This window comes from Roseovarius halotolerans, assembly GCF_900172255.1.
In the GTDB taxonomy this organism is placed as follows: domain Bacteria; phylum Pseudomonadota; class Alphaproteobacteria; order Rhodobacterales; family Rhodobacteraceae; genus Roseovarius; species Roseovarius halotolerans.
Window position 1 is genome coordinate 741,207 of sequence record NZ_FWFU01000001.1, and the last position, 20,590, is coordinate 761,796.

At 63.4% G+C, this 20,590-nt stretch carries 21 protein-coding genes; 18 read left to right on the top strand and 3 right to left on the bottom strand.

Features of this window, described 5'->3' with window-relative positions:
• Positions 1-36: 36 nt before the first annotated feature.
• The 3 genes from ROH8110_RS03635 to der all read left to right on the top strand — a co-directional run bounded on the left by ROH8110_RS03635 (position 37) and on the right by der (position 3,626).
• A complete protein-coding gene (locus tag ROH8110_RS03635; protein WP_085816355.1) occupies positions 37-702 on the top strand; it encodes a tetratricopeptide repeat protein in 666 nt (221 codons plus the stop codon).
• Positions 703-766: 64 nt separating this feature from the next.
• Entirely contained in the window at positions 767-2,092 is a 1,326-nt protein-coding gene (locus ROH8110_RS03640; protein WP_245962756.1) for a PQQ-like beta-propeller repeat protein, read from the top strand.
• A 49-nt stretch (positions 2,093-2,141) separates the two neighbouring features.
• A complete protein-coding gene (der, locus tag ROH8110_RS03645; protein ID WP_085816356.1) occupies positions 2,142-3,626 on the top strand; it encodes a ribosome biogenesis GTPase Der in 1,485 nt (494 codons plus the stop codon).
• Positions 3,627-3,656: 30 nt separating this feature from the next.
• Here der and ROH8110_RS03650 read toward each other — a convergent pair whose 3' ends face one another.
• Positions 3,657-4,370, bottom strand: coding sequence for a TspO-related membrane protein (locus ROH8110_RS03650; RefSeq protein ID WP_085816357.1), 714 nt, complete (start codon positions 4,368-4,370; stop codon positions 3,657-3,659).
• A 148-nt stretch (positions 4,371-4,518) separates the two neighbouring features.
• Between ROH8110_RS03650 and ROH8110_RS03655 the strand changes: the two genes are divergently transcribed.
• Together ROH8110_RS03655 and ROH8110_RS03660 are read left to right on the top strand one after the other, a co-directional pair.
• Positions 4,519-5,505: a fatty acid desaturase gene (locus ROH8110_RS03655; protein ID WP_085816358.1), complete on the top strand. Its 987-nt coding sequence runs from the start codon at positions 4,519-4,521 to the stop codon at positions 5,503-5,505.
• A 166-nt stretch (positions 5,506-5,671) separates the two neighbouring features.
• Positions 5,672-5,905, top strand: coding sequence for an EF-hand domain-containing protein (locus ROH8110_RS03660; RefSeq protein ID WP_085816359.1), 234 nt, complete (start codon positions 5,672-5,674; stop codon positions 5,903-5,905).
• A 68-nt stretch (positions 5,906-5,973) separates the two neighbouring features.
• On the opposite strand, the gene serS is transcribed toward ROH8110_RS03660, so the two are convergent.
• Positions 5,974-7,266: a serine--tRNA ligase gene (gene serS, locus ROH8110_RS03665; RefSeq protein WP_085816360.1), complete on the bottom strand. Its 1,293-nt coding sequence runs from the start codon at positions 7,264-7,266 to the stop codon at positions 5,974-5,976.
• A gap of 206 nt (positions 7,267-7,472) precedes the next feature.
• Between serS and yajC the strand changes: the two genes are divergently transcribed.
• The 9 genes from yajC (at position 7,473) to ROH8110_RS03710 (ending at position 14,305) form a co-directional block, all read left to right on the top strand.
• Entirely contained in the window at positions 7,473-7,754 is a 282-nt protein-coding gene (yajC, locus tag ROH8110_RS03670; protein ID WP_085816976.1) for a preprotein translocase subunit YajC, read from the top strand.
• Positions 7,755-7,794: 40 nt separating this feature from the next.
• Positions 7,795-10,428 carry a protein translocase subunit SecD gene (gene secD, locus ROH8110_RS03675; RefSeq protein WP_085816361.1) on the top strand — a complete coding sequence of 878 codons (2,634 nt, stop codon included), beginning with the start codon at positions 7,795-7,797 and terminating at the stop codon, positions 10,426-10,428.
• Positions 10,421-11,173, top strand: a complete 753-nt coding sequence (locus tag ROH8110_RS03680; RefSeq protein ID WP_085816362.1) for a sulfite exporter TauE/SafE family protein — start codon at positions 10,421-10,423, stop codon at positions 11,171-11,173. Before secD ends, ROH8110_RS03680 begins: the two co-directional genes overlap by 8 nt.
• Positions 11,174-11,184: 11 nt before the next feature.
• Positions 11,185-11,538 (top strand): Mth938-like domain-containing protein, encoded by a 354-nt coding sequence (locus tag ROH8110_RS03685; protein WP_085816363.1) that lies wholly within the window; start codon positions 11,185-11,187, stop codon positions 11,536-11,538.
• Positions 11,539-11,599: 61 nt separating this feature from the next.
• Positions 11,600-12,217: a heme ABC exporter ATP-binding protein CcmA gene (ccmA, locus tag ROH8110_RS03690; protein WP_085816364.1), complete on the top strand. Its 618-nt coding sequence runs from the start codon at positions 11,600-11,602 to the stop codon at positions 12,215-12,217.
• Entirely contained in the window at positions 12,214-12,870 is a 657-nt protein-coding gene (gene ccmB, locus ROH8110_RS03695) for a heme exporter protein CcmB (protein WP_085816365.1), read from the top strand. The genes ccmA and ccmB overlap by 4 nt, the downstream gene beginning before the upstream one ends.
• 16 nt (positions 12,871-12,886) lie before the next feature.
• A complete protein-coding gene (locus ROH8110_RS03700) occupies positions 12,887-13,624 on the top strand; it encodes a heme ABC transporter permease (RefSeq protein WP_085816366.1) in 738 nt (245 codons plus the stop codon).
• Positions 13,621-13,779, top strand: a complete 159-nt coding sequence (ccmD, locus tag ROH8110_RS03705; protein WP_176236581.1) for a heme exporter protein CcmD — start codon at positions 13,621-13,623, stop codon at positions 13,777-13,779. The genes ROH8110_RS03700 and ccmD overlap by 4 nt, the downstream gene beginning before the upstream one ends.
• On the top strand, positions 13,772-14,305 hold the full coding sequence (locus ROH8110_RS03710; protein WP_121143627.1) for a DsbE family thiol:disulfide interchange protein: 534 nt from the start codon (positions 13,772-13,774) through the stop codon (positions 14,303-14,305). Before ccmD ends, ROH8110_RS03710 begins: the two co-directional genes overlap by 8 nt.
• Positions 14,306-14,513: 208 nt before the next feature.
• On the opposite strand, the gene acnA is transcribed toward ROH8110_RS03710, so the two are convergent.
• Positions 14,514-17,267 carry an aconitate hydratase AcnA gene (gene acnA, locus ROH8110_RS03715; protein ID WP_085816367.1) on the bottom strand — a complete coding sequence of 918 codons (2,754 nt, stop codon included), beginning with the start codon at positions 17,265-17,267 and terminating at the stop codon, positions 14,514-14,516.
• 274 nt (positions 17,268-17,541) lie between these two features.
• Between acnA and ROH8110_RS03720 the strand changes: the two genes are divergently transcribed.
• From ROH8110_RS03720 to ROH8110_RS03735, 4 genes are all read left to right on the top strand, one after another.
• Positions 17,542-18,270, top strand: coding sequence for a DUF1223 domain-containing protein (locus ROH8110_RS03720; protein WP_245962755.1), 729 nt, complete (start codon positions 17,542-17,544; stop codon positions 18,268-18,270).
• 116 nt (positions 18,271-18,386) lie between these two features.
• Positions 18,387-18,728, top strand: coding sequence for an ATP-dependent Clp protease adapter ClpS (gene clpS, locus ROH8110_RS03725; RefSeq protein ID WP_085816369.1), 342 nt, complete (start codon positions 18,387-18,389; stop codon positions 18,726-18,728).
• Between the two features lie 12 nt (positions 18,729-18,740).
• Positions 18,741-19,736, top strand: coding sequence for a class I SAM-dependent methyltransferase (locus ROH8110_RS03730; protein WP_085816370.1), 996 nt, complete (start codon positions 18,741-18,743; stop codon positions 19,734-19,736).
• A gap of 46 nt (positions 19,737-19,782) precedes the next feature.
• A complete protein-coding gene (locus ROH8110_RS03735; protein ID WP_085816371.1) occupies positions 19,783-20,583 on the top strand; it encodes an SDR family NAD(P)-dependent oxidoreductase in 801 nt (266 codons plus the stop codon).
• Positions 20,584-20,590 lie beyond the last annotated feature (7 nt).

The following is a 20,590-nucleotide window of genomic DNA, read 5'->3' on the forward strand; positions in this document are numbered from 1 at the left end:
CGCTAAGAGGGGCCTCAAACGCAAGAGGATCCGGGCGTGAGCGACACAGACAGTTTCATCGACGAGGTCACCGAAGAGGTCCGCCGGGACCGCCTGTTCGCGCTGATGCGACGCTATGGCTGGATTGCGGTCGTCGTCGTGCTGCTGATCGTCGGGGGAACCGCCTGGAACGAATGGCGCAAGCTGCAGGCACGCGAGACCGCACAGAGCTTTGGTGATGCGCTGATGGCGGGTCTTGGTTCTGGCGAAAGCGATGCACGCGCCGCGGCGCTCTCGTCGGTCGAGGCGCCCAATCCGGGGGGCGCCGCGATCCGTGACCTGCTGGCCGCTGCCGAGTCCATGTCAGTCACCCCGCAGGAGGCCGCGAGCCGCCTGTTGGCCCTGGCCGACAGTGATGGTGCCGATCCGGTCTACCGCCAGATCGCAATCCTGAAGGCGGTTGCGATGCCGGGTGCCGGTCTGTCGCCCGAGGAGCGGCGCGCCCGGCTAGAGGGATTGTCGCTCGGCGACGGGCTGGCGCGGCTTCTTGCGCAAGAGCAGTTGGCCCTGATTGATGTTGAAACCGGCGACACCGAGGCCGCGATCGAGGGCCTTCAGGCCATCGTTGTCGACGCACAGGCGACGCCGGGCTTGCGTCGAAGGGCGTCACAAGTGATTGTAGCCTTGGGCGGCGAACTGCCTGGCAGCGGCCAGGGCGAATAGAGAAGGCGCCGCCACCGGGCCAGAACGGCTCGCACGGCATGGGACAAGTGAGGGGGCTTCGGCTTTGAAACGACACGGGATTTTTCTGGGGCTTGCTGCCATCCTGGCCGTCTCCGCCTGTTCCAAGGAAGAGGCGATCCTGCAGGGTGAGCGCGAAGTGATCCGCGAGGTTGCCGAAGACAGCGTCGCGGCCCCCGATGTGATCGCCCAAGAGAACCGCAGCCAGCCCCTGACGCTGCCCGCGCAGCAGACCAACGCGTCATGGACGCAGGCGATCAGCAGCCCCGAGACGCGCGTTGCGCATCCGGCGCTTTCGGCTGCGCCCCAGCGTATATGGTCCACCTCGATCGGGTCCGGCGACGGGCGCAAGGTGCGCATCACCGCCGATCCGGTTGTCGCGGGCGGACGTATCTTCACGCTCGACGCAAGTGCCAAGGTCAGCGCGGTTTCAACCGGCGGCGAGGTGCTCTGGACCCACAGCCTGGTGCCACCGGGCGAGTCGGCGAGCGACGCCACCGGCGGCGGGCTCGCCTATGGCGCGGGCAAGTTGTTCGTGTCTTCGGGCTTCGGCCTGATGACCGCGCTGGACCCGGAAACCGGCGCAGAGATCTGGCAGCAGAACCTGCGCGCCACGGGTTCGGGCAGCCCGACCGTATCGGGCGATCTGGTCTATCTCGTCGCGGGAGACGACATCGCCTGGGCGCTGGACACCGAGAATGGCCGTATCCGCTGGCAGCTGTCGGCAACGCCCGACATCAACAACGTGATGGGCGGGCCTGCACCTGCCGTAACGAGCAAATATGCAATCTTCGCCTTCGGCTCTGGCGAGGTCCAGGGGGCCTTCCGTCAGGGTGGGCTGCGGCTGTGGGATTCGCAGATTGCCGGTCAGCGGCGGGGGTATGCCCATGCACGCGTGGGCGATATCACCGGCGATCCCGTGGTCTGGAACGAGCGGGTCTTTGTTGGCAGTCATTCGGGCCGCATGGTCGCGCTTGGCCTGGCCAACGGCGAGCGGCTGTGGACCGCGCATCAGGGGCCGCTCAACCCGGTCTGGCCGGCGGGTGATTCGATCTTCATGGTGTCGGATCGCAACGAGCTGGTCCGCTTGCAGGCGGAAGATGGCGCGCAGGTCTGGGCGGTCAAGATGCCGTTCTTCACCAAAACGAAGCCGCGCCGCCAATCCGAGATATTTGCCCATCACGGGCCGATCATCGCCGGTGGTCAGCTGATCGTGGCCTCGGGTGACGGGCTGTTGCGGTTCTTCGATCCGGTCTCGGGGGCGCTGCTGCGCACCGTCGAGTTGCCGGGCGGCGCGACGACCAACCCGGTGGTGGCTGGCGGGACGCTTTACGTGGTCTCGTCGAACGGTCAATTGCACGCTTTCCGTTAGGCCCGCGATACTGTATCAGGGCGGCTTGATCCGACCCGGAGCCTGAGACATGAGTTTCACCCTAGCCATCGTGGGGCGCCCCAATGTGGGCAAGTCCACGCTGTTCAACCGCCTTGTCGGTAAGCGTCTGGCGCTGGTTGACGACCAGCCGGGCGTGACCCGCGACCTGCGCGAGGGCATCGCACGGTTGGGCGATCTGCGCTTTACCGTGATCGATACCGCAGGCCTCGAGGAGGCCACGGACGAGTCGTTGCAGGGCCGGATGCGCAAGCTGACGGAGCGGGCGGTGGATATGGCAGATGTGTGCCTGTTCCTGATCGACGCGCGGGCCGGAGTCACGCCGACCGATGAGGTCTTTGCCGACATCCTGCGCAAACGCGCCGATCACGTGATCCTGGGCGCCAACAAGGCCGAAGGTTCGGCCGCCGATGCGGGCATCTATGAATCCTACGGGCTTGGCCTTGGCGAGCCGGTGCGCCTGTCGGCTGAGCATGGCGAGGGGCTCAACGACCTGTATGCCCAGCTGATGCCGCTGGCAGATGAATACGAGGAGCGCGCCCGCGCCGAGGCCCCCGAGACCGAGGTCGTTCTCGACGAGGATGGCGAGGATGCCGAAGGCGAGGGCGAGGCGATCGCATCGCGCACACCGACACCCGAGCGCCCCTTGCAGATGGCCGTGGTCGGGCGCCCGAATGCGGGCAAATCCACTCTGATCAACACCATTCTGGGCGAAGACCGCCTGTTGACCGGCCCGGAAGCCGGGATCACCCGCGATGCTATCTCGCTTCAACTGGATTGGGACGGGCTGCCGGTAAGGGTGTTCGATACCGCCGGAATGCGCAAGAAATCGCGCGTTCAGGACAAGCTCGAGAAGCTGTCGGTCTCCGATGGGCTGCGCGCGGTCAAGTTCTCGGAAGTGGTAGTGGTTCTGCTGGATGCCGCGATTCCGTTTGAGAGCCAGGATCTGCGCATCGCCGATCTGGCCGAGCGCGAGGGCCGCGCGGTGGTGGTGGCGGTCAATAAATGGGACATCGAATCCGAAAAGCAGCAAAAGCTGCGCGATATGCGTGAGGCCTTTGAGCGCCTGTTGCCGCAGCTTCGCGGCGCGCCGTTGGTCACGGTTTCGGCCAAGACCGGCAAGGGGCTGGACCGGCTGCGTGCCGCCGTCGAGAAGGCCTATGAAATGTGGAACCGCCGCGTGCCCACGGCGCAGCTCAATCGCTGGCTGGCCGGGATGGTCGAGGCGCACCCGCCGCCTGCGCCCGGCGGACGCCGCATCAAGCTGCGCTACATGACGCAAGCCAAGACGCGCCCGCCGCATTTCGTGGTGATGTGCTCACATCCCGACAAGCTGCCTGAAAGCTATTCGCGCTACCTGGTCAACGGTCTGCGCGAGGATTTCGACATGCCCGGTACGCCGATCCGCCTGCATATGCGCTCGCAATCCGACAAGAACCCTTACAAGAGCAAGAAAAAGTCAACGCCCTCGCGGCTGCGCAAGCATATTCACGGCAAGAACAACCCTCCGAAGTGATGCGAAGGGCGCAGGCGGCGGGCCAAGACGTCAGGGTGCGGCGTGGTCCCGCGCGCGGCGCAAGGTCAGGGTCAGCGCCGCGATGCCCGCGCCGCAGAGCGAAAGCACCGCGATATTGGGCGGCGTGATATTGGCGACGATGATGCCGGTCAAAGCCCAGACCACCGCCAACGCATATTCCGGCGTATCGGCCCGCCGGATCAGCACGGCCATTGCAAGCACCAGCGCGAGCCCGATGCTCAATAGAGCCGCCACTTGTCCACTCAAGATCCCGTGCCCGGCCAGAACGAGGGCGAGCGCCACGCAGGACGCCGCCGTCAGCCAGCCGGCATAAAGCGCGATCGGTGTGCGCAGCCAGATCCTGTCCTCACGTCCGGCCAGCAACAGCGCGATCAGCGCCGAGATCAGCATCACCCAGATCAGCACCGTGGCCCAGACCGGCGACATCTGCGCCACCGGTATCCATGCAGCGCCGACGGTCAGGCTGACCAAGAGCGGCCATCGGCTTTGGTCCCAACCCTGCGCTTCGGCGCGCTGCAGAAGCCCGAAGCCCGCCCCCGCGATCAACCAGACATAGATCACGCCCCAGATCGCAAAGGCATAGCCCGCAGGCTGGGCAGGCGGATCGTCCTGAGGGATGGGGAACTGGTTCGGCGCAAAGCCGTTGAAGCCGTCGTTCAGAAGTGGCGACAGGGCAAAGGCCAGGGCGGCGGTCAGGATCAGGATGGCTTTCATACGGGTCATAGAGATGATCTGGGGCGGAATGCCGCCGGTTCAATACCTTGGCACAAGCATCGCGCTTGCCAGATGTCTTCGAAAGTTCACATCATTCCATATTGTCGGTGACATCAGATCGGCCCATCTGAAGTGGGCATGCGGCGGGAGGTCAGCCATGACGATTCGAGAGCACACACGCGCCTACAGCGCCAAGAGCGACCGCCTTGGGGCGCTGTCCCTGCTGGGAACGGTGATCATCTATCTGACGGCGCTGATCCTTGCCGCCGGCCAGAGCGACCACCCGCTGATCTGCGCGGCGCTGGTGGTGGTTCTCGCGTTCGCATCGGTGCGCCTTTACGTATTGCAGCATGATTGCGGGCATCACGCCCTTTTCACGTCGAAGCGGATCAACGACGCTGCGGGGCATCTGCTGTCGGTGCCTTCGATGACGCCTTACCGGGTCATGCAATACAATCACAATCTGCATCATGCGTATTTGGGCAATCTCGATCACCGCGAAACCACCGAGGTCTACACCATGACCCTGTCAGAGTGGGAGCAGGCGCGCTGGTGGACACGGCTGTGGTACCGGCTCTATCGCAATCCGGCGATCATGCTGTCGCTTGGGGGCATTTATGCCTATTTCTTGGCCTATCGCTGGCCACGCAACACGATGAAGGTGGGGCCTTGGGGGGTGGTGGCACATAATATCGCTCTGTTGGGGTTTCTTGGTGCGATCTGGTGGGGGCTTGGCTGGGCCGGGCTGACAATCTGGGCGCTGAGCGCCGTGCTGGCGGGGATGATCGGGGTGTTCCTCGTTTATCTCCAGCATAATTTCGAGGACACCTACTGGGATCGCAAACCGGATCTCGATTTCCGGCGCGCCACGCTGGAGGGGTCAAGTTCGCTTGACCTCGGCTGGTTGTGGGATCTGGGAACCGGCAATATCGCCTATCACGACCTGCATCATTTCAACCCCGGTATCCCGTCGTATCGGCTGCGCCAATGTCAGCGCGACCTGCCCGAGGATCTGAAATGCCATGGCGTGATCCGCTGGCCCGAAGCCATCGCCAGTTTCCGTCTCAAGCTCTGGGATGAGGGGCAGCAGAAGCTGGTGTCCTTTCCCGTTCCGACCGGTCGCGCGGCCCTTCCCGCCGAGTAAGCAAGCACTTGGAACAGAGTAGAAAATCGGCCTCGGCGCAAATTGGCCGATGGTGCTTCAGACGCCTGTTGAAGCCCCTTGCAAACGCCGTGAAATTTGCAAGATTTCACCTGTTGGCATTGAGCCTTCGCTTTGCGGCAGAGTCCGCATCTGGAGTATCCCCTACATGAAAACGCATGTTCTGTTCCTTGCTGCCGTGATGGCGCTGACCGCAGTTCAGGCATCCGCCGCCACTGTCGCAGATGCCGACGGTAATGGCAGCTATTCCATGGAAGAAATGGCCGCGGCCTATCCCGATATGGGGGAAGAGGCATTCGCCGATATCGACACTGACGAGTCGGGCGAAATCAGCCCAGAGGAATTGGCAGCAGCCGTCGAGAGCGGCGCGCTCGCCCAATAAATCCGCATCAGGTTATGACATGCTCCCCGGTGGTTTCTGCCGCCGGGGGGCAACGCGTTTGGGGCCTGTCAGGCGAGCGTCCCGTCCGCCTGCAGCATCGTCTTTCCGCGCAGGTAGGGGTGCAGCGCTTCGGGCAGTCTGACCGAACCGTCGGCCTGTTGTCCGTTTTCCAGCACCGCGATCAGGCAGCGGCCCACCGCAAGGCCCGAGCCATTGAGCGTATGAACGAATTGCGGCTTGCCGCCATCGGCGGGTTTGAAGCGTGCGTTCATGCGCCGCGCTTGAAAATCGCCGCATACCGAGACCGAGCTGATCTCGCGATAGGTATTCTGGCCCGGCAGCCAGACCTCGATGTCATGGGTGCGACGTGCGCCAAAACCCATGTCGCCGGTGCAAAGCACGATGGTGCGGTAGGGCAGGTTCAGTTTCTCAAGGATACCTTCGGCGCAACCGGTCATCCGGTCGAGTTCGTCGCGCGAGCGATCAGGATGGGTGATCGACACCATCTCGACTTTTTCGAACTGGTGCTGACGCAGCATCCCGGCTGTATCCTTTCCGGCACTGCCCGCCTCGGAGCGGAAGCATTGCGTATGCGCCGCGTAGCGCCGGGGCAGGGTGGTTTCGTCGATCGTGTCTCCGTTGACGAGATTGGTCAACGGCACTTCGGCGGTCGGCACCAGCCACCAGCCATTGGTGGTCTGGTAGCTGTCTTCGCCGAATTTGGGCAATTGCCCGGTGCCATACATCATGTCGTCACGCACCAGAACCGGCGTCCAGGTTTCCAGCAGGCCGTTTTCCTCGACATGGGTGTCGATCATGAACTGGGCCAGCGCCCGATGGATGCGCGCCACCGCGCCTTGCAGCACCACGAAGCGGGAACCGCTCAGTTTCGCGGCCGACTCGAAATCCATGCCGGGCTTCACGCCCGCGATATCGAAATGCTCGGCGGGCTGGAAATCTAAACTGGCCGGGCTTCCCCAGCGCTTGATCTCTACATTGTCATCCTCGTCGGCGCCATCGGGCACGTCATCCATCGGCACGTTTGGCAGGCTGGAAAGAAGCTCGGTCAGCTTGCGGTCAAGCTCCTTGGCCTCGGTCTGCATCTTGGCGACCTCGGCCTTCTTGTCGCCGACCAATGCGCGCAGGCGCTCGAACTCGGCGTCATCGCCCTTGGCCTTGGCGGCGCCCACCTGCTTGGAGGCCTGGTTCTGTTCGGCTTGCGCGGTTTCGGCGGCATGGATGCGCGCCCGGCGCGCCTCGTCCAGTTCAAGGATGGGTGCCGAGGCGTTTTCCATCCCACGCCGTGCCAGAGCGGCGTCGAAGGCATCGGGGTTTTCACGGATCGCGCGGATGTCGTGCATGGGTCTGGTCCTTGGCCTGAATGAGTCGTCGCACGCCTTATGCAACAGAATTCGGGCCGGGTGTAGGGCGGCGTTTTGACCGCTGGCGTTCAATGCGTCGCGAGGGCACCTTTCGCGCCTTGCAAATGTCTGGCGCGGGCCATAGGTTCCGGCGCAATTCAGAGAAAAGGGCCTGCGGGCCGCTCAAGACAGAGGAAACACACCCGATGGAAGCCCTTGGACAGTTCATTCCCCTTATTCTGATCTTCGCGATCATGTACTTTCTGCTCATCCGTCCTCAGCAGAAAAAGCTCAAGGAACACAAGGCCATGGTCGAAGCCCTGCGTCGTGGCGACCAGATCGTCACGCAAGGCGGCCTGATCGGCAAGGTTGCCAAGGTCAAGGATGGCGACGAGGTCGAGGTGGATCTGTCCGAAGGCGTGCGTGTCCGCGTCGTCAAATCGACAATCGCACAGGTTCTGAGCAAGACCGAACCCGCCGAGGGCTGAGCCCGGCAGAATTTACTTAAACCCTTGAAAAGGCGCGACAATGCTGCAAATCGACCTGTGGAAACGCATCGTTATCTGGGGCGTTGTCGCCTTGGGATTGCTGCTTGCACTGCCGAATGCCTTCTATCCAAGGGTGGAGAGCCATAACGATGCCGTGAAGGCGTTGGAAACCGGCGCTTCGGATAGCGAACTCGTCGATCAGGCGGGGCTTTGGCCCGATTGGATGCCTTCGGGGCTGGTCAACCTGGGGCTCGATTTGCGGGGCGGTGCGCATCTGCTGGCCGAAGTGCAGGTCGAGGATGTCTACCAGTCGCGTATCGAGAGCATGTGGCCCGAGGTGCGTGACCTGCTGCGCGAAGAACGCGACCGTGTCGGTCCGATCCGCCTGCAGCCCACCCAAAGCGCCGAACTGCGCGTGCGCCTGCTTGAAAAGCCCGACGAAGCGGAACATGCGGCCAGCCTGGTGCGTGGCCTGGCAAGACCGGTCAGCAGTCTCACTGGCGCAGGGGCCTCGGATATCGAGGTCACGACCGAGGGGGACGAGATCGTCATTCGCCTGAGCGAAGCCGAACAGCGGGCGACCGACGAACGCACCGTGCGTCAGGCGCTTGAGATCATCCGCCGACGGATCGACGAGGTCGGCACGCGCGAGCCCACGATCCAGCGTCAGGGATCGGACCGGATCCTGATCCAGGTGCCCGGCGTGGGCAGCGCTGCCGAGCTCAAGCAGATCATCGGCACGACTGCGCAGCTGACCTTCCAGCCAGTTGTCGGGCGCACCCAGAATGCCGAGGAGTCGCCTGGCGCAGGCAATGAAGTGCTGCCTGCAATGGATCAGGATGACACCTATTACATTCTTGAACGCGCGCCGGTTGTTACGGGTGACGAACTGGTCGACGCGCAGCCTGACTTCGATCAGAATGGCCGGCCGGCGGTGTCCTTCCGGTTCGATCCGACAGGCGCGCGCAAATTCGGCGACTATACCGCCGCCAATATCGGCAGCCCCTTCGCCATCGTTCTGGACAACGAGGTGATCAGCGCGCCGGTGATCCAGAGCCACATTCCCGGCGGCTCGGGCATTATCACCGGCAATTTCACCGTCGAGGAAAGCACGCATCTGGCGGTGCTTCTGCGGGCGGGCGCCTTGCCGGCAGGTCTCGATTTTCTCGAAGAACGCACCATCGGCCCGGAACTGGGCGCGGACAGCATCGAGGCGGGCAAGATCGCCTGCGCCGTCGCCTTCATCCTGGTTCTGGTGTTCATGGTGGTCAGCTACGGAACGTTCGGGCTGTTCGCCAATATCGCCCTGATCATCAATGTCGGGCTGATCTTCGGTCTGCTGAGCTTGATCGGAGCTACGCTGACCTTGCCGGGTATCGCGGGCATCGTGTTGACCATCGGCATGGCGGTCGATGCGAACGTGCTGGTTTTCGAGCGTATCCGCGAAGAAATGAAAACCGCCAAGGGCCCGGCGCGGGCGATCGAACTGGGCTATGAAAAGGCACTGAGCGCGATCACCGACGCCAATATCACGACATTCATCACCGCGCTGATCCTCTATTCGATGGGATCGGGACCGGTGCGTGGTTTCGCGATCACGCTGGGGCTGGGGATCATCACGTCGGTCTTTACGGCGATCTTCGTCACCCGCCTGATCGTGGTCATGTGGTTCGAGCGCAAACGCCCCAAGACAGTGCTTCAGGGCCGATCGCTGCGGCTGGTGCCAAGTGATACCAAGTGGGATTTCTTCCGCCGCTGGCGCCTGTCGCTCGGCATTTCCGCGGTGCTGATCGTTGTCGCGTCGGCTTCGTTCCTGGTCCAGGGGCTGAACTACGGGATCGACTTCCGCGGCGGCACGACGATCCGCACCGAGTCCGCGCAACCGGTGGATATCGGCGCCTACCGCGACGCGATCCAGTCGATGCAACTGGGTGATGTGACGATCACAGAGGTCTTCGACCCCACCTTTGGCGATGACCAGAACGTCGCCATGATCCGTATCCAGGCGCAGGACGACACGGAAAGCGTTCCCGCCGAGGTGATCGCTGGCGTCGAATCCGCCTTGCAGAGCGTCGCGCCGGACCTCAAGTTCACCTCGGTCGAAAGCGTCGGACCCAAGGTCTCGGGAGAGCTGATCCAGACCGCGATCCTGGCGGTCGCGCTGGCGATAGGCGCGGTGCTTGTCTATATCTGGCTGCGCTTTGAATGGCAGTTCGCATTGGGCGCCGTGGTCGCGCTGGTGCATGACGTGGTGCTGACCATCGGCATCTTCTCGGAATTGCAGATACAGTTCGACCTGGCGATTATCGCGGCGCTTCTGACGATCGTGGGTTATTCCCTCAACGATACGGTGGTCGTCTTCGACCGGGTGCGCGAGAACCTGCGCAAGTACAAGAAGAAGTCGCTTGCCGAAGTGCTGAACCTGTCGATCAACGAGACGCTGAGCCGCACGATGATGACCTCGGTCACGACGCTGCTGGCGCTGCTGGCGCTTTACTTCCTGGGCGGCGATGTGATCCGTGGCTTCGTCTTCGCAATGATCTGGGGCGTCATCGTGGGCACCTATTCGTCGATCTTCGTCGCCAGCACGGTCCTGTTGTGGCTGGGCGTCAAGCGCGACTGGTCCAAACCGGATGCCAATCAGGGCAACCAGTTCGCAAACGTGGATGCCTGATGCGCTGCTCCAACTCGGGGCGACTCCCGGTCTGATCTGGTTGATGATCGCGATCGGCGCCGCAGGGATTGTGCGGGGCTTCACAGGTTTCGGGACGGCGCTGATTTTTGTCCCGGTCGCGGGCATCTTTCTTCCGCCGGCGGTGATCGTCGCCGTGATGATGCTGACCGGCCTTGCGAGCTCTGGTGCGTTGATCCCACGTGCGTGGGGCCAGGCCGACCGGCGCGAGGTCGGGCTTCTGGCCTTTGCAGCACTCTTGACGGTTCCAATTGGCCTCTGGCTCATGGCGCGGTTGGATGCACAGATGGTGCGCTGGATCGTCGCCGCGGTGGCGGGTCTCACGCTGCTTGCGCTGGTGACGGGCTGGCGGTTCTCGGGTCAGGTCTCGCGGCCCGGGCTGGTCGGGATCGGCGGCGTGGCAGGTGTTCTCGGTGGATTGACCGGCCTCACGGGACCGGCCGTGATCCTGTTCTACCTGGCCGGACAGGCCGCTGTGCAGTCGGTGCGCGCCAACACGATCCTGTTCCTCGGGGCACTGGATGTGGTGATCGTGGCCAACCTTCTGCTGCGCGGCGCCGTGGCTTGGAGCACGGTGATCCTGGCGCTGGCGCTTGCGGTGCCCTATTTCATCACCACGCTGATCGGTCAGTCTCTGTTTGACCCGCGCCATGAGCGCACGTACCGATGGGCTGCCTATTCGGTGATCGCGCTGGCGGTCGTCAGCGGGTTGCCGATCTGGGAATAGGAGGCCGACCCATGCAGATTCACGAAGTCACCTTCCGCGAAACCACTCCCATCAACGGCTATGGCCCCGGCTTCTTCCGTGTCGGCGGCGAAGTGTTCCAAGGCGCGGTGATCGTTCAACCCGAACAGGCGCGTGCCTGGGAGGGCTACGCAGATGACGCCCCGCTTCTTGCGCTGGCGGGCATTGCCGATGTGCTGTTCATCGGCACCGGAGCAGAAACCGCGCATATCCCCGCCGATCTGCGCACCCGTCTCGAAGAGGCCGGGCTTGGCGTCGAGGTAATGCATTCTGCTGCCGCCTGCCGGACCTATAACGTCCTTCTTTCGGAAGGGCGGCGTGTTGCCGCGGCCCTGCTTCCTGTGTGAATTGGCCGCGACTTGATCCAGCCCCTTTCCGCAGGTCCTGCTTTGGGTTAACGACACATTCATGGTGTTGAAGGTTTCAGATCTGACGATAGCGCGCGGCGGGATCAAGGTGCTCGAAGGGGTGTCCTTCGAGCTTGAGTCCGGTGGCGCGATCGTGCTGCGCGGCCCAAACGGAATCGGCAAAACCACGCTCCTGCGCACCATCGCCGGGTTGCAACCGCCTCTCGCCGGGCGGGTCGACGCCGACCCCGACAGCCTTGTCTATGCCGGGCATTCGGATGGTCTCAAGGCGACCCTGACGGTCGAAGAAAACCTGATGTTCTGGGCGCAGGTCTTTGGAAAAAAAGAGATTTCACAGGCCATCGACAGCTTCGAGTTGGGGCGGCTGGTCAACCGCCCGGCAGGATTGCTTTCGGCCGGACAAAAGCGTCGCCTGGGGCTTGCCCGGCTGCTTGTCACCGGCCGACCGGTCTGGATCCTCGACGAGCCGACAGTGTCGCTCGATACCGATGCAGTGGCGATGTTTGCAAGCGCAGTGCGTGCGCATCTCGCGCGCGGCGGCTCGACCTTGATCGCTACCCATATCGACCTCGGCCTCCCCGAAGCGAAGGTGCTGGAGGTCGGCCCCTTCCGCGCCCGCGCCGCTGAAATCGACGATTTCGACGAGGCCTTCCTGTGATCGCGCTCCTGGTCCGTGATCTGAGGCTTGCGATGCGCGCGGGCGGGGGCTTCGGCCTCGGGCTCGCCTTTTTCCTGATCGTGGTCACGCTGGTGCCCTTCGGGGTCGGTCCGCAAAGCGAACTGCTGGCGCGTATCGCTTCCGGCATCCTGTGGCTCGGTGCGCTGTTGGCATGCCTTCTGTCGCTGGACCGAATACTTGCTCTCGACTGGGAGGATGGCAGCCTTGATCTGCTGGCCACAGCGCCCTTGCCGATGGAAGCCATCGTCTCCATCAAGGCCTTGGCACACTGGCTGACCACGGGTTTGCCGCTGGTGCTGTTCGCGCCGGTGTTCGGGTTGCTGCTGAGCCTGCCCGAGCCGGGTTACATGCCACTCGTGCTGTCGCTCCTGCTGGGCACCCCGGCGCTCAGTGTCATCGGGACCTTCGGCGCCGCGCTGACCGTCGGACTGAAGCGCGGCGGTTTGCTGTTGAGCCTACTGGTTCTGCCGCTCTATGTGCCCACGTTGATCTTTGGCGCCGAGATGGCGCGGCGCGGGGTCGAGGGCTTGGACATCACGACGCCGCTGCTGATGCTGGCGGGGATCACCTGCGGCACGATTGCACTTTTGCCTTTCGCGTCGGCTGCGGTATTGAAGGTCAACCTGCGCTAAGGAAACGGGAATCGGAATGAACCTCAACGCTCTCTGGGCCTATGCGAACCCCAAGAAGTTCATCCAGGCGACCGACCGGGTTCTGCCCTGGATTTCGATCCTGGCGATCGTGTCGCTGGTTGTCGGGCTGGTCTGGGGGTTCTTTTTCACGCCTGAGGATTACCGTCAGGGGTCGACTGTAAAAATCATTTATATTCATGTGCCTAGCGCCCTCATGGCGATCAATGCATGGTTGATGATGCTGGTCACGTCATTGGTCTGGATCGTGCGGCGTCATCATGTCAGCGCGCTGGCGGCGCGGGCGGCGGCGCCGGTAGGGGCGGTGATGACGGTGATCGCGCTGGCGACCGGGGCGATCTGGGGGCAGCCGATGTGGGGCACATGGTGGGCCTGGGATCCGCGCCTGACCTCGTTCCTCATCCTTTTTCTGTTTTATCTCGGATACATGGCCCTTTGGGCGGCGATCGAGGATGACGACACGGCGGCGGATCTGACCAGCATTCTTTGCCTGGTGGGGTCGGTCTTTGCGCTGCTCAGCCGCTATGCGGTGAATTTCTGGAACCAGGGATTACACCAGGGCGCCTCGCTGAGCCTCGACAAGGAAGAGAACGTGGCGGATGTCTTCTACTATCCGCTGCTGGTCTGCATCGCCGGATTTGTGTTACTTTTCATAGCCTTGGTGTTCCTGCGAACACAGACCGAAATCCGCGCGCGCCGCACGCGGGCATTGTTGGCGCGGGAGCGGATGGGATGATGCCGGATCTGGGGAAATATGCCGAGGCGGTGCTGTCCTCTTACGGCGTGTCGATCGCATTGCTGGTGGTGCTGGTCTGGGCCAGCCTTCGGCGCGCAAGGCGCGTCAAGAAACAGCTTGAAGACATTGAATCGAAAGCGAAAAGAGATGGCTAAACTGTCGCCCCTGATGATCCTGCCGCCGGTCATTTTCGCGGGATTGGCGGTGCTTTTCTACGTCGGCATGCTGCGCGAGAACCCCGACGAGTTGCCCTCGGCGCTTGAGGGGAAATCCGCCCCGGCGGTTCAGGTGACGCAGCTGGGGGACAAGAAACTGTTTAATGACAGTGACTTGCGCGACGGCGAGGTGAAGCTTGTGAATTACTGGGCCAGTTGGTGCGCGCCGTGCCGGGTGGAACATCCCAATCTTGAAGAACTTGCCGCGCAGGGCGTCACGATTTACGGCGTGAATTACAAGGACAAGCCTGCCAAGGCATTGAAATTCCTGAATGATCTGGGAGACCCTTACACCGCAATCGGTGCCGATTCAGGCGGGCGCATGGCGCTTGACTGGGGTGTCTACGGCGTGCCGGAAACCTATGTCATTGACGGAAAAGGAAAAATCATTCTGCGCTTTGCCGGGCCGATCACCGATCGCGTGATGCAAAACCAGATCCTGCCTGCCATCGAAAAGGCACGCTGAGTTCTGTACGAAACGTCCGTTTTGTACGCCGGTTTTGTACTCAAATCGCCGAAGTGCCGGAGAGATCGGTACAGAACTCCGAACCCATCCCTTCATCTGGCTGAAAATACCTCGGGGGGGCCGGGGGGCTGGCCCCCCGGCCTTGGCCTGCAGAAACGAAAAGGGCGGCCCGAAGGCCGCCCCTGATACCGATGCCGTCGTGCCGCAATCAGGCGGCGGAGCGGGCGAGATTGCGCAGCACGTAGTGCAGCACGCCGCCGTTCTCGACATATTCCTTTTCCACCGCCGTATCGATGCGCGACTTCAGGGTGATCTCCTTTGTCGTGCCGTCGCCATAGGTGATGGTGCAGGGGATCTCGGCCTGGGGTTTCATGTCGCCCTCGAGGCCGGTGATGTCGAAGCTCTCGTCACCCTTGAGCCCGAGCGTCTTGCGGGTGTCGCCGCCGGTGAACTCAAAGGGAACGACGCCCATGCCCACCAGGTTCGAGCGGTGGATGCGTTCGTAGCTTTCGGCGATCACGGCCTTCACGCCCAGCAGGCTTGTGCCTTTGGCGGCCCAGTCACGGCTGGAGCCGGCGCCGTATTGCTCGCCCGCGACGATGACCAGCGGCACGTCCTGTTCCTGCCACGCCATCGCGGCGTCGAAGATCGAGGTCTGCTCGCCGTCCGGTCCGAGCGTATAGCCGCCTTCGACCCCGTCCAGCATCTCGTTGCGGATGCGGATATTGGCGAAGGTGCCGCGCATCATCACCTCGTGATTGCCGCGCCGCGAACCGTAGGAGTTGAACTCGCGCACCGGCACCTGGCGTTCGGTCAGGTATTCACCGGCGGGCGTTGAGGGTTTGAAGCTGCCTGCGGGCGAGATGTGGTCGGTGGTGACCATGTCGCCCAGCAGCGCCAGGATCCGCGCGCCCTTGATGTCCGAGATGGTCCCGGCCTCTTTCGACATGCCCTGGAAGTAGGGCGGGTTCTGCACATAGGTCGATTGCGGCGGCCAGTCATAGGTTTCGGCGTCGGAGGTTTCGACCGACTGCCATTTGTCGTCGCCCTTGAAGACGTCGGCATATTTCGACTGGAACGCCTCGCGGGTGACGGTGCGCTCGACCAGTTCGGCGATTTCCGCCTGGGTCGGCCAGATGTCCTTCATATAGACATCCTTGCCGTCCTTGTCGGTGCCGATCGGGTCGTTGGTGAGGTCGATATTCATGTCGCCTGCGATGGCATAGACCACGACCAGCGGCGGCGAGGCCAGGTAGTTGGCGCGCACGTCGGGCGAAATCCGCCCCTCGAAGTTGCGGTTGCCCGAGAGAACCGAGGTCGCGATCAGGTCGTTGTCGTTGACCGCCTTCGAGATTTCCTCCTGCAGCGGGCCGGAGTTGCCAATGCAGGTGGTGCAACCATACCCCACGAGGTTGAACCCGATGGCGTCGAGATCCTCTTGCAGGCCGGCGGCCTCGAGGTAATGCGACACCACCTGGCTGCCCGGGGCGAGCGAGGTCTTGACCCAGGGCTTGCGGTTCAGCCCCAGTTCGCGCGCCTTGCGCGCCACCAGCCCGGCGCCGATCATGACATAGGGGTTCGAGGTGTTGGTGCAGGAGGTGATCGAGGCGATCACCACCGAGCCGTCGCGCAGGGTGTAATCCTCGCCCTCGACCTCGGCGGTCTTGCGCGGGTCGATCATGGCGTCGGGCGCGGGGCCTTCAGCGGCCATGTCATTGGCGGCGCGGCCTTCGTCCTCGCCGCGGTAATCGGCGACCACGTCGAAGAAGTTCGATGCGGCCTGATCGAGCGCAACGTAATCCTGCGGACGTTTCGGCCCGGAGATGGCGGGCACGATGGTGCCCATGTCGAGGCTGAGCGTATCGGTATAGACCGGCGCGTAGCTGGCATCGCGCCAGAAGCCGTTTTCCTTGGCATAGGCTTCGACCAGTGCAAGCCGGTCCTCGTCGCGTCCGGTGTTGCGCAGGTAGCGCAGGGTTTCGTCGTCGATCGGGAAGAAACCGCAGGTTGCGCCGTATTCGGGGGCCATGTTGGCGATGGTGGCGCGGTCCGCCAGCGGCAGGTTATCAAGCCCGTCGCCGTAGAATTCGACGAACTTGCCGACAACGCCCTTCTTGCGCAGCATTTCGACGACCTTCAGCACGAGGTCGGTGCCGGTGGTGCCTTCGATCATGGCGCCGGTCAGCTCGAAACCGACCACTTCGGGGATCAGCATCGAGATCGGCTGGCCCAGCATCGCGGCCTCGGCCTCGATCCCGCCGACGCCCCAACCCAGAACGGCGGCGCCGTTGACCATGGTGGTGTGGCTGTCGGTGCCGACCAGCGTGTCGGGATAGGCGACTTCGTCGCCGTTCTGGTCCTTGTCGGTCCAGACGGTCTGCGCGAGATATTCAAGATTGACCTGGTGGCAGATGCCGGTGCCCGGCGGCACCACGCGGAAATTGTTGAACGCGCCCTGGCCCCATTTCAGGAACTGGTAGCGTTCCATGTTGCGCTCGTATTCGCGGTCCACGTTCATCTGGAAGGCGCGGGGATTGCCGAATTCGTCGATCATGACCGAGTGGTCGATCACGAGGTCGACGGGGTTCAGCGGGTTGATCTGCTGGGGGTCGCCGCCAAGCGCCTTGATCCCGTCGCGCATCGCGGCAAGGTCGACCACGGCGGGCACGCCGGTGAAATCCTGCATCAGGACGCGGGCCGGGCGATAGGCGAGTTCGCGGTTGCCCTTGCCGCCATTGTCGGCCCAGTCCGAGAACGCCTTGATGTCATCGGTGGTGACGGTCTTGCCGTCCTCGAAGCGCAGCATGTTCTCGAGCACGACGCGCAGGGCGGCGGGCAGGCGGGAGAAATCGCCGAGGCCGGCCTGTTCGGCGGCCTTGATGGAATAATAGGCGTAGCTTTTGCCATTCACGCTGAGGGTCTTGCGTGTCTTGGCGGTGTCATGTCCGACGGTGATGGGCATCTGGCCTTCCTTTCACTCTCAAGGCAGGAATTCGCTGGCTTGCTTCTGACCTATTTGAAAAGACCGATCAAGGGGGTCGGGTGCAATTTGTATACTATTGCACACAGAAAATCGGTGGATTCGTGCCGTTACGTCAGCCGCGGGGCCGGTCCCCCCGGAGATCACCGGGTCTCGCAAAACCTTGATTGGTCATTTCAGGCCGGACTAGATAGGAAGGATGATGAAGCGAGTTCCTATGACCCAGGCACCCAGAGCCCCGCGAAAGAGCACCAAGATGACAATGCCGAGACGCCGGGCGATCCCGATCCCGATCCTCTTGCTGGCCGCTTTCATGGCCATGGTCGCCGCACCGGGCGCGCAGGCGGGCGAGGATCGCCGGGTGGTGGTGGAGCTGTTCACCTCGCAGGGGTGTTCCTCCTGTCCGCCCGCCGATGCGCTGCTGCGCGAGCTGGCCGAGCGCGACGACGTGGTCGCATTGGCGCTGCATGTGGATTACTGGGATTACATCGGCTGGAAGGACAGTTTCGCCAGCCCCGCCTTTACCGCCCGCCAGAAGGCCTATGCCTATGCACATGGCAAGCACATGGTCTATACGCCCCAGATGGTGATCGGCGGCGAGCACGAGGTGGTCGGCACCAAGGAGATGAAGATCGCCGACCTCATTGCCACCCAGCGTGCGCAAACGCCAGAGGTGGCGCTGGCGGTGACGCGCCATGACGGGCAGCTGACGATCTCGGCGCAGGCGCCCGAGCCGATCAAGGGGAAGCTGCTGGTCCAGGTGGTGCGCTATCTGCCGCGCGAGACGGTCGAGGTGAGAAGCGGCGAGAATGCCGGGCGGGACCTGGATTACTCCAATATCGTGACCGACTGGCGCATCGCGGGCGAATGGGATACCGCCGCGCCGCTGGCGATGGAAATGCCCATCGAGGGCAGTTTGCCGGTGGTGGTGCTTTTGCAGCACGCGGGCCACGGCCCGATCGCGGCGGTCGCCGAACTGAAATGAACCCGGCCTGCTGAGCGAAATCTTTCGGGGTTGCGGTGCCGCTGCCCCTTTTCTCGCCGGTGAGACAAGTTATATTCTGTCGTCACGACGCGAGACCAAGCAGCGCATGGAAGATCATGACCGAATTCGATCAATGGAGGGCCGGCGATGATGGCGGGGACGAGGGCGATACCTCGGTCGTCGTCAAGACGCGTGGCCGCACCAAGCGTCCGCCGCTTTACAAGGTCCTGCTGCTGAATGACGATTACACGCCGATGGAATTCGTGGTCGCGGTGCTGGAGCGGTTTTTCGGCATGAACCACGCGCAGGCCTTCGAGGTGATGCTGACGGTCCACAAGAAGGGCGTTGCGGTGGTGGGCGTGTTCAGCCACGAGATCGCCGAGACGAAGGTCGCGCAGGTGATGGATTTCGCGCGCCGCTATCAGCACCCCCTGCAATGCACCATGGAAAAAGAATAGGTAGGCACCGCCATGCGCAGCCCCATACGCCTGTCGCTGGCCCTCGAGGCGGGCGATCTGGTCCTGCCCGAGGCGGCGCGGATCGCCGTGTTCGCGCCGCGCGAGGGCGATGACCTCTCGCCGCTGCCCAAGGCGTTCTGTCACGTCATCACAGGATTTCGCCCCGATCACGACTATTTCGCGGGGCTGGGATATGCCTGCGCGGTCGCGCCCGAGGGGCGTTACGGCGCGGCGCTGGTCTGCCTGCCGCGCGCCAAGGCGCGCGCGCGGGCGCTGATCGCCGAGGCGGTGGCGGTCACGGACGGGCCGGTGATCGTGGACGGCGCCAAGACCGACGGCGTCGAATCGGTGCTCAAGGAGTGCCGCAAGCGCGCCATCGTCACCGGGCCGGTCAACAAGGCGCATGGCAAGCTGTTCAGCTTTCCCGCCGGGCCGGGATTCGAGGATTGGGCGGCGCATGGCCCCGATACGATCGAGGGCGGTTTCGTCACCGCGCCGGGGGTCTTTTCGGCCGACGGGATCGACCCGGCCTCGCGGTTCCTGGCCGATCACCTGCCCGCGAAGCTGGGCAAGACGCTGGCGGATCTCGGCGGCGGCTGGGGCTATCTGAGCGCGCGGGCGCTGGAGGGGCGCGACGAGATCGAGGCGCTGCACCTGATCGAGGCCGATCACGCCGCGCTTGGCTGCGCGCGCCAGAACCTGCCCGATGCACGCGTCTTGCTGCATTGGGAGGACGCCACGCGCTGGCGCCCGGACACGGCGCTGGATTGTGTCATCACCAACCCGCCCTTTCACACCGGGCGCGAGGCCGACCCGGAACTGGGCCGTGCCTTTATCCGCGCCGCCGCGGCCTGCCTGAAACCGGGTGGCCAGTTGTGGCTGGTGGCGAACCGGCATTTGCCTTACGAGGCGGAGATGGAACGCCATTTCACCCGTGTCGAGGAAGCGGCAGGGGACACGCGCTTCAAGATCCTGCACGGGCGGGGGCCATCTCGTAAAGGGCGGTGATCTGCCCTAGAGTGGCGCGCGGCGGAATCATCAGAGAGGTCTGCACATGTCTTTTTCCATCTCCGGCAAGACCGCCATCGTGACCGGCGGTGCCAACGGCATCGGGCTGGCCATTGGCCGGCATTTTGCCGACAAGGGCGCCAATGTCATGTTCGCGGACATGGACGAGGACCGTCTGGTCAAGGAGCTGGGCGCGAATGAAGACGCGGAGAATATCCGCTATTTCGCGGGCGACCTGCGCGAGCGGCTGACGCTGGCGAACCTGCTCTCGGCGACGATCGACGCCTTTGACCAGGTGGATATCCTGGTCAATGCCTCGCGCCAGGTGATGCCGTCGGATGCGCTCAATCCCGACGACGACGCGATGGAGCAGCTTTTGCAGCAGAACCTGATGACGTCGCTCAGGCTGAGCCAGATGGTCGCCAAGCGCATGATCAAGCAATCCGAAGGCCAGGAAGAGGGCAGTGCGGGCACGATCGTGAACCTGTCGTCGATCGCGGCCCGGCGCACTCATCCCGATCTGATGGCCTATTCGGTGTCGACCGCCGCGCTGGACCAGATGACGCGAAGCATGGCGGTGGCGCTGGCGCCCTACCGCATCCGGGTCAATGCGCTGGCGTTCGGTTCGGTGATGAGCGCGTCGCTCAAGGATGCGCTGCGCGAGAACCGTGATTTTCGCGCCGATATCGAAGAGCACACGCCGCTGGGGCGGATCGCATCGCCCACGGAACTGGCCGAGGCGGTGCAATACCTGGCCTGTGACGGGTCGTGTTTCATGACCGGCCAGATCATGACGGTGGATGGCGGGCGCTGCCTGCTCGATCCGGTCGCGGCCCCGGCCCATTGACGATCAC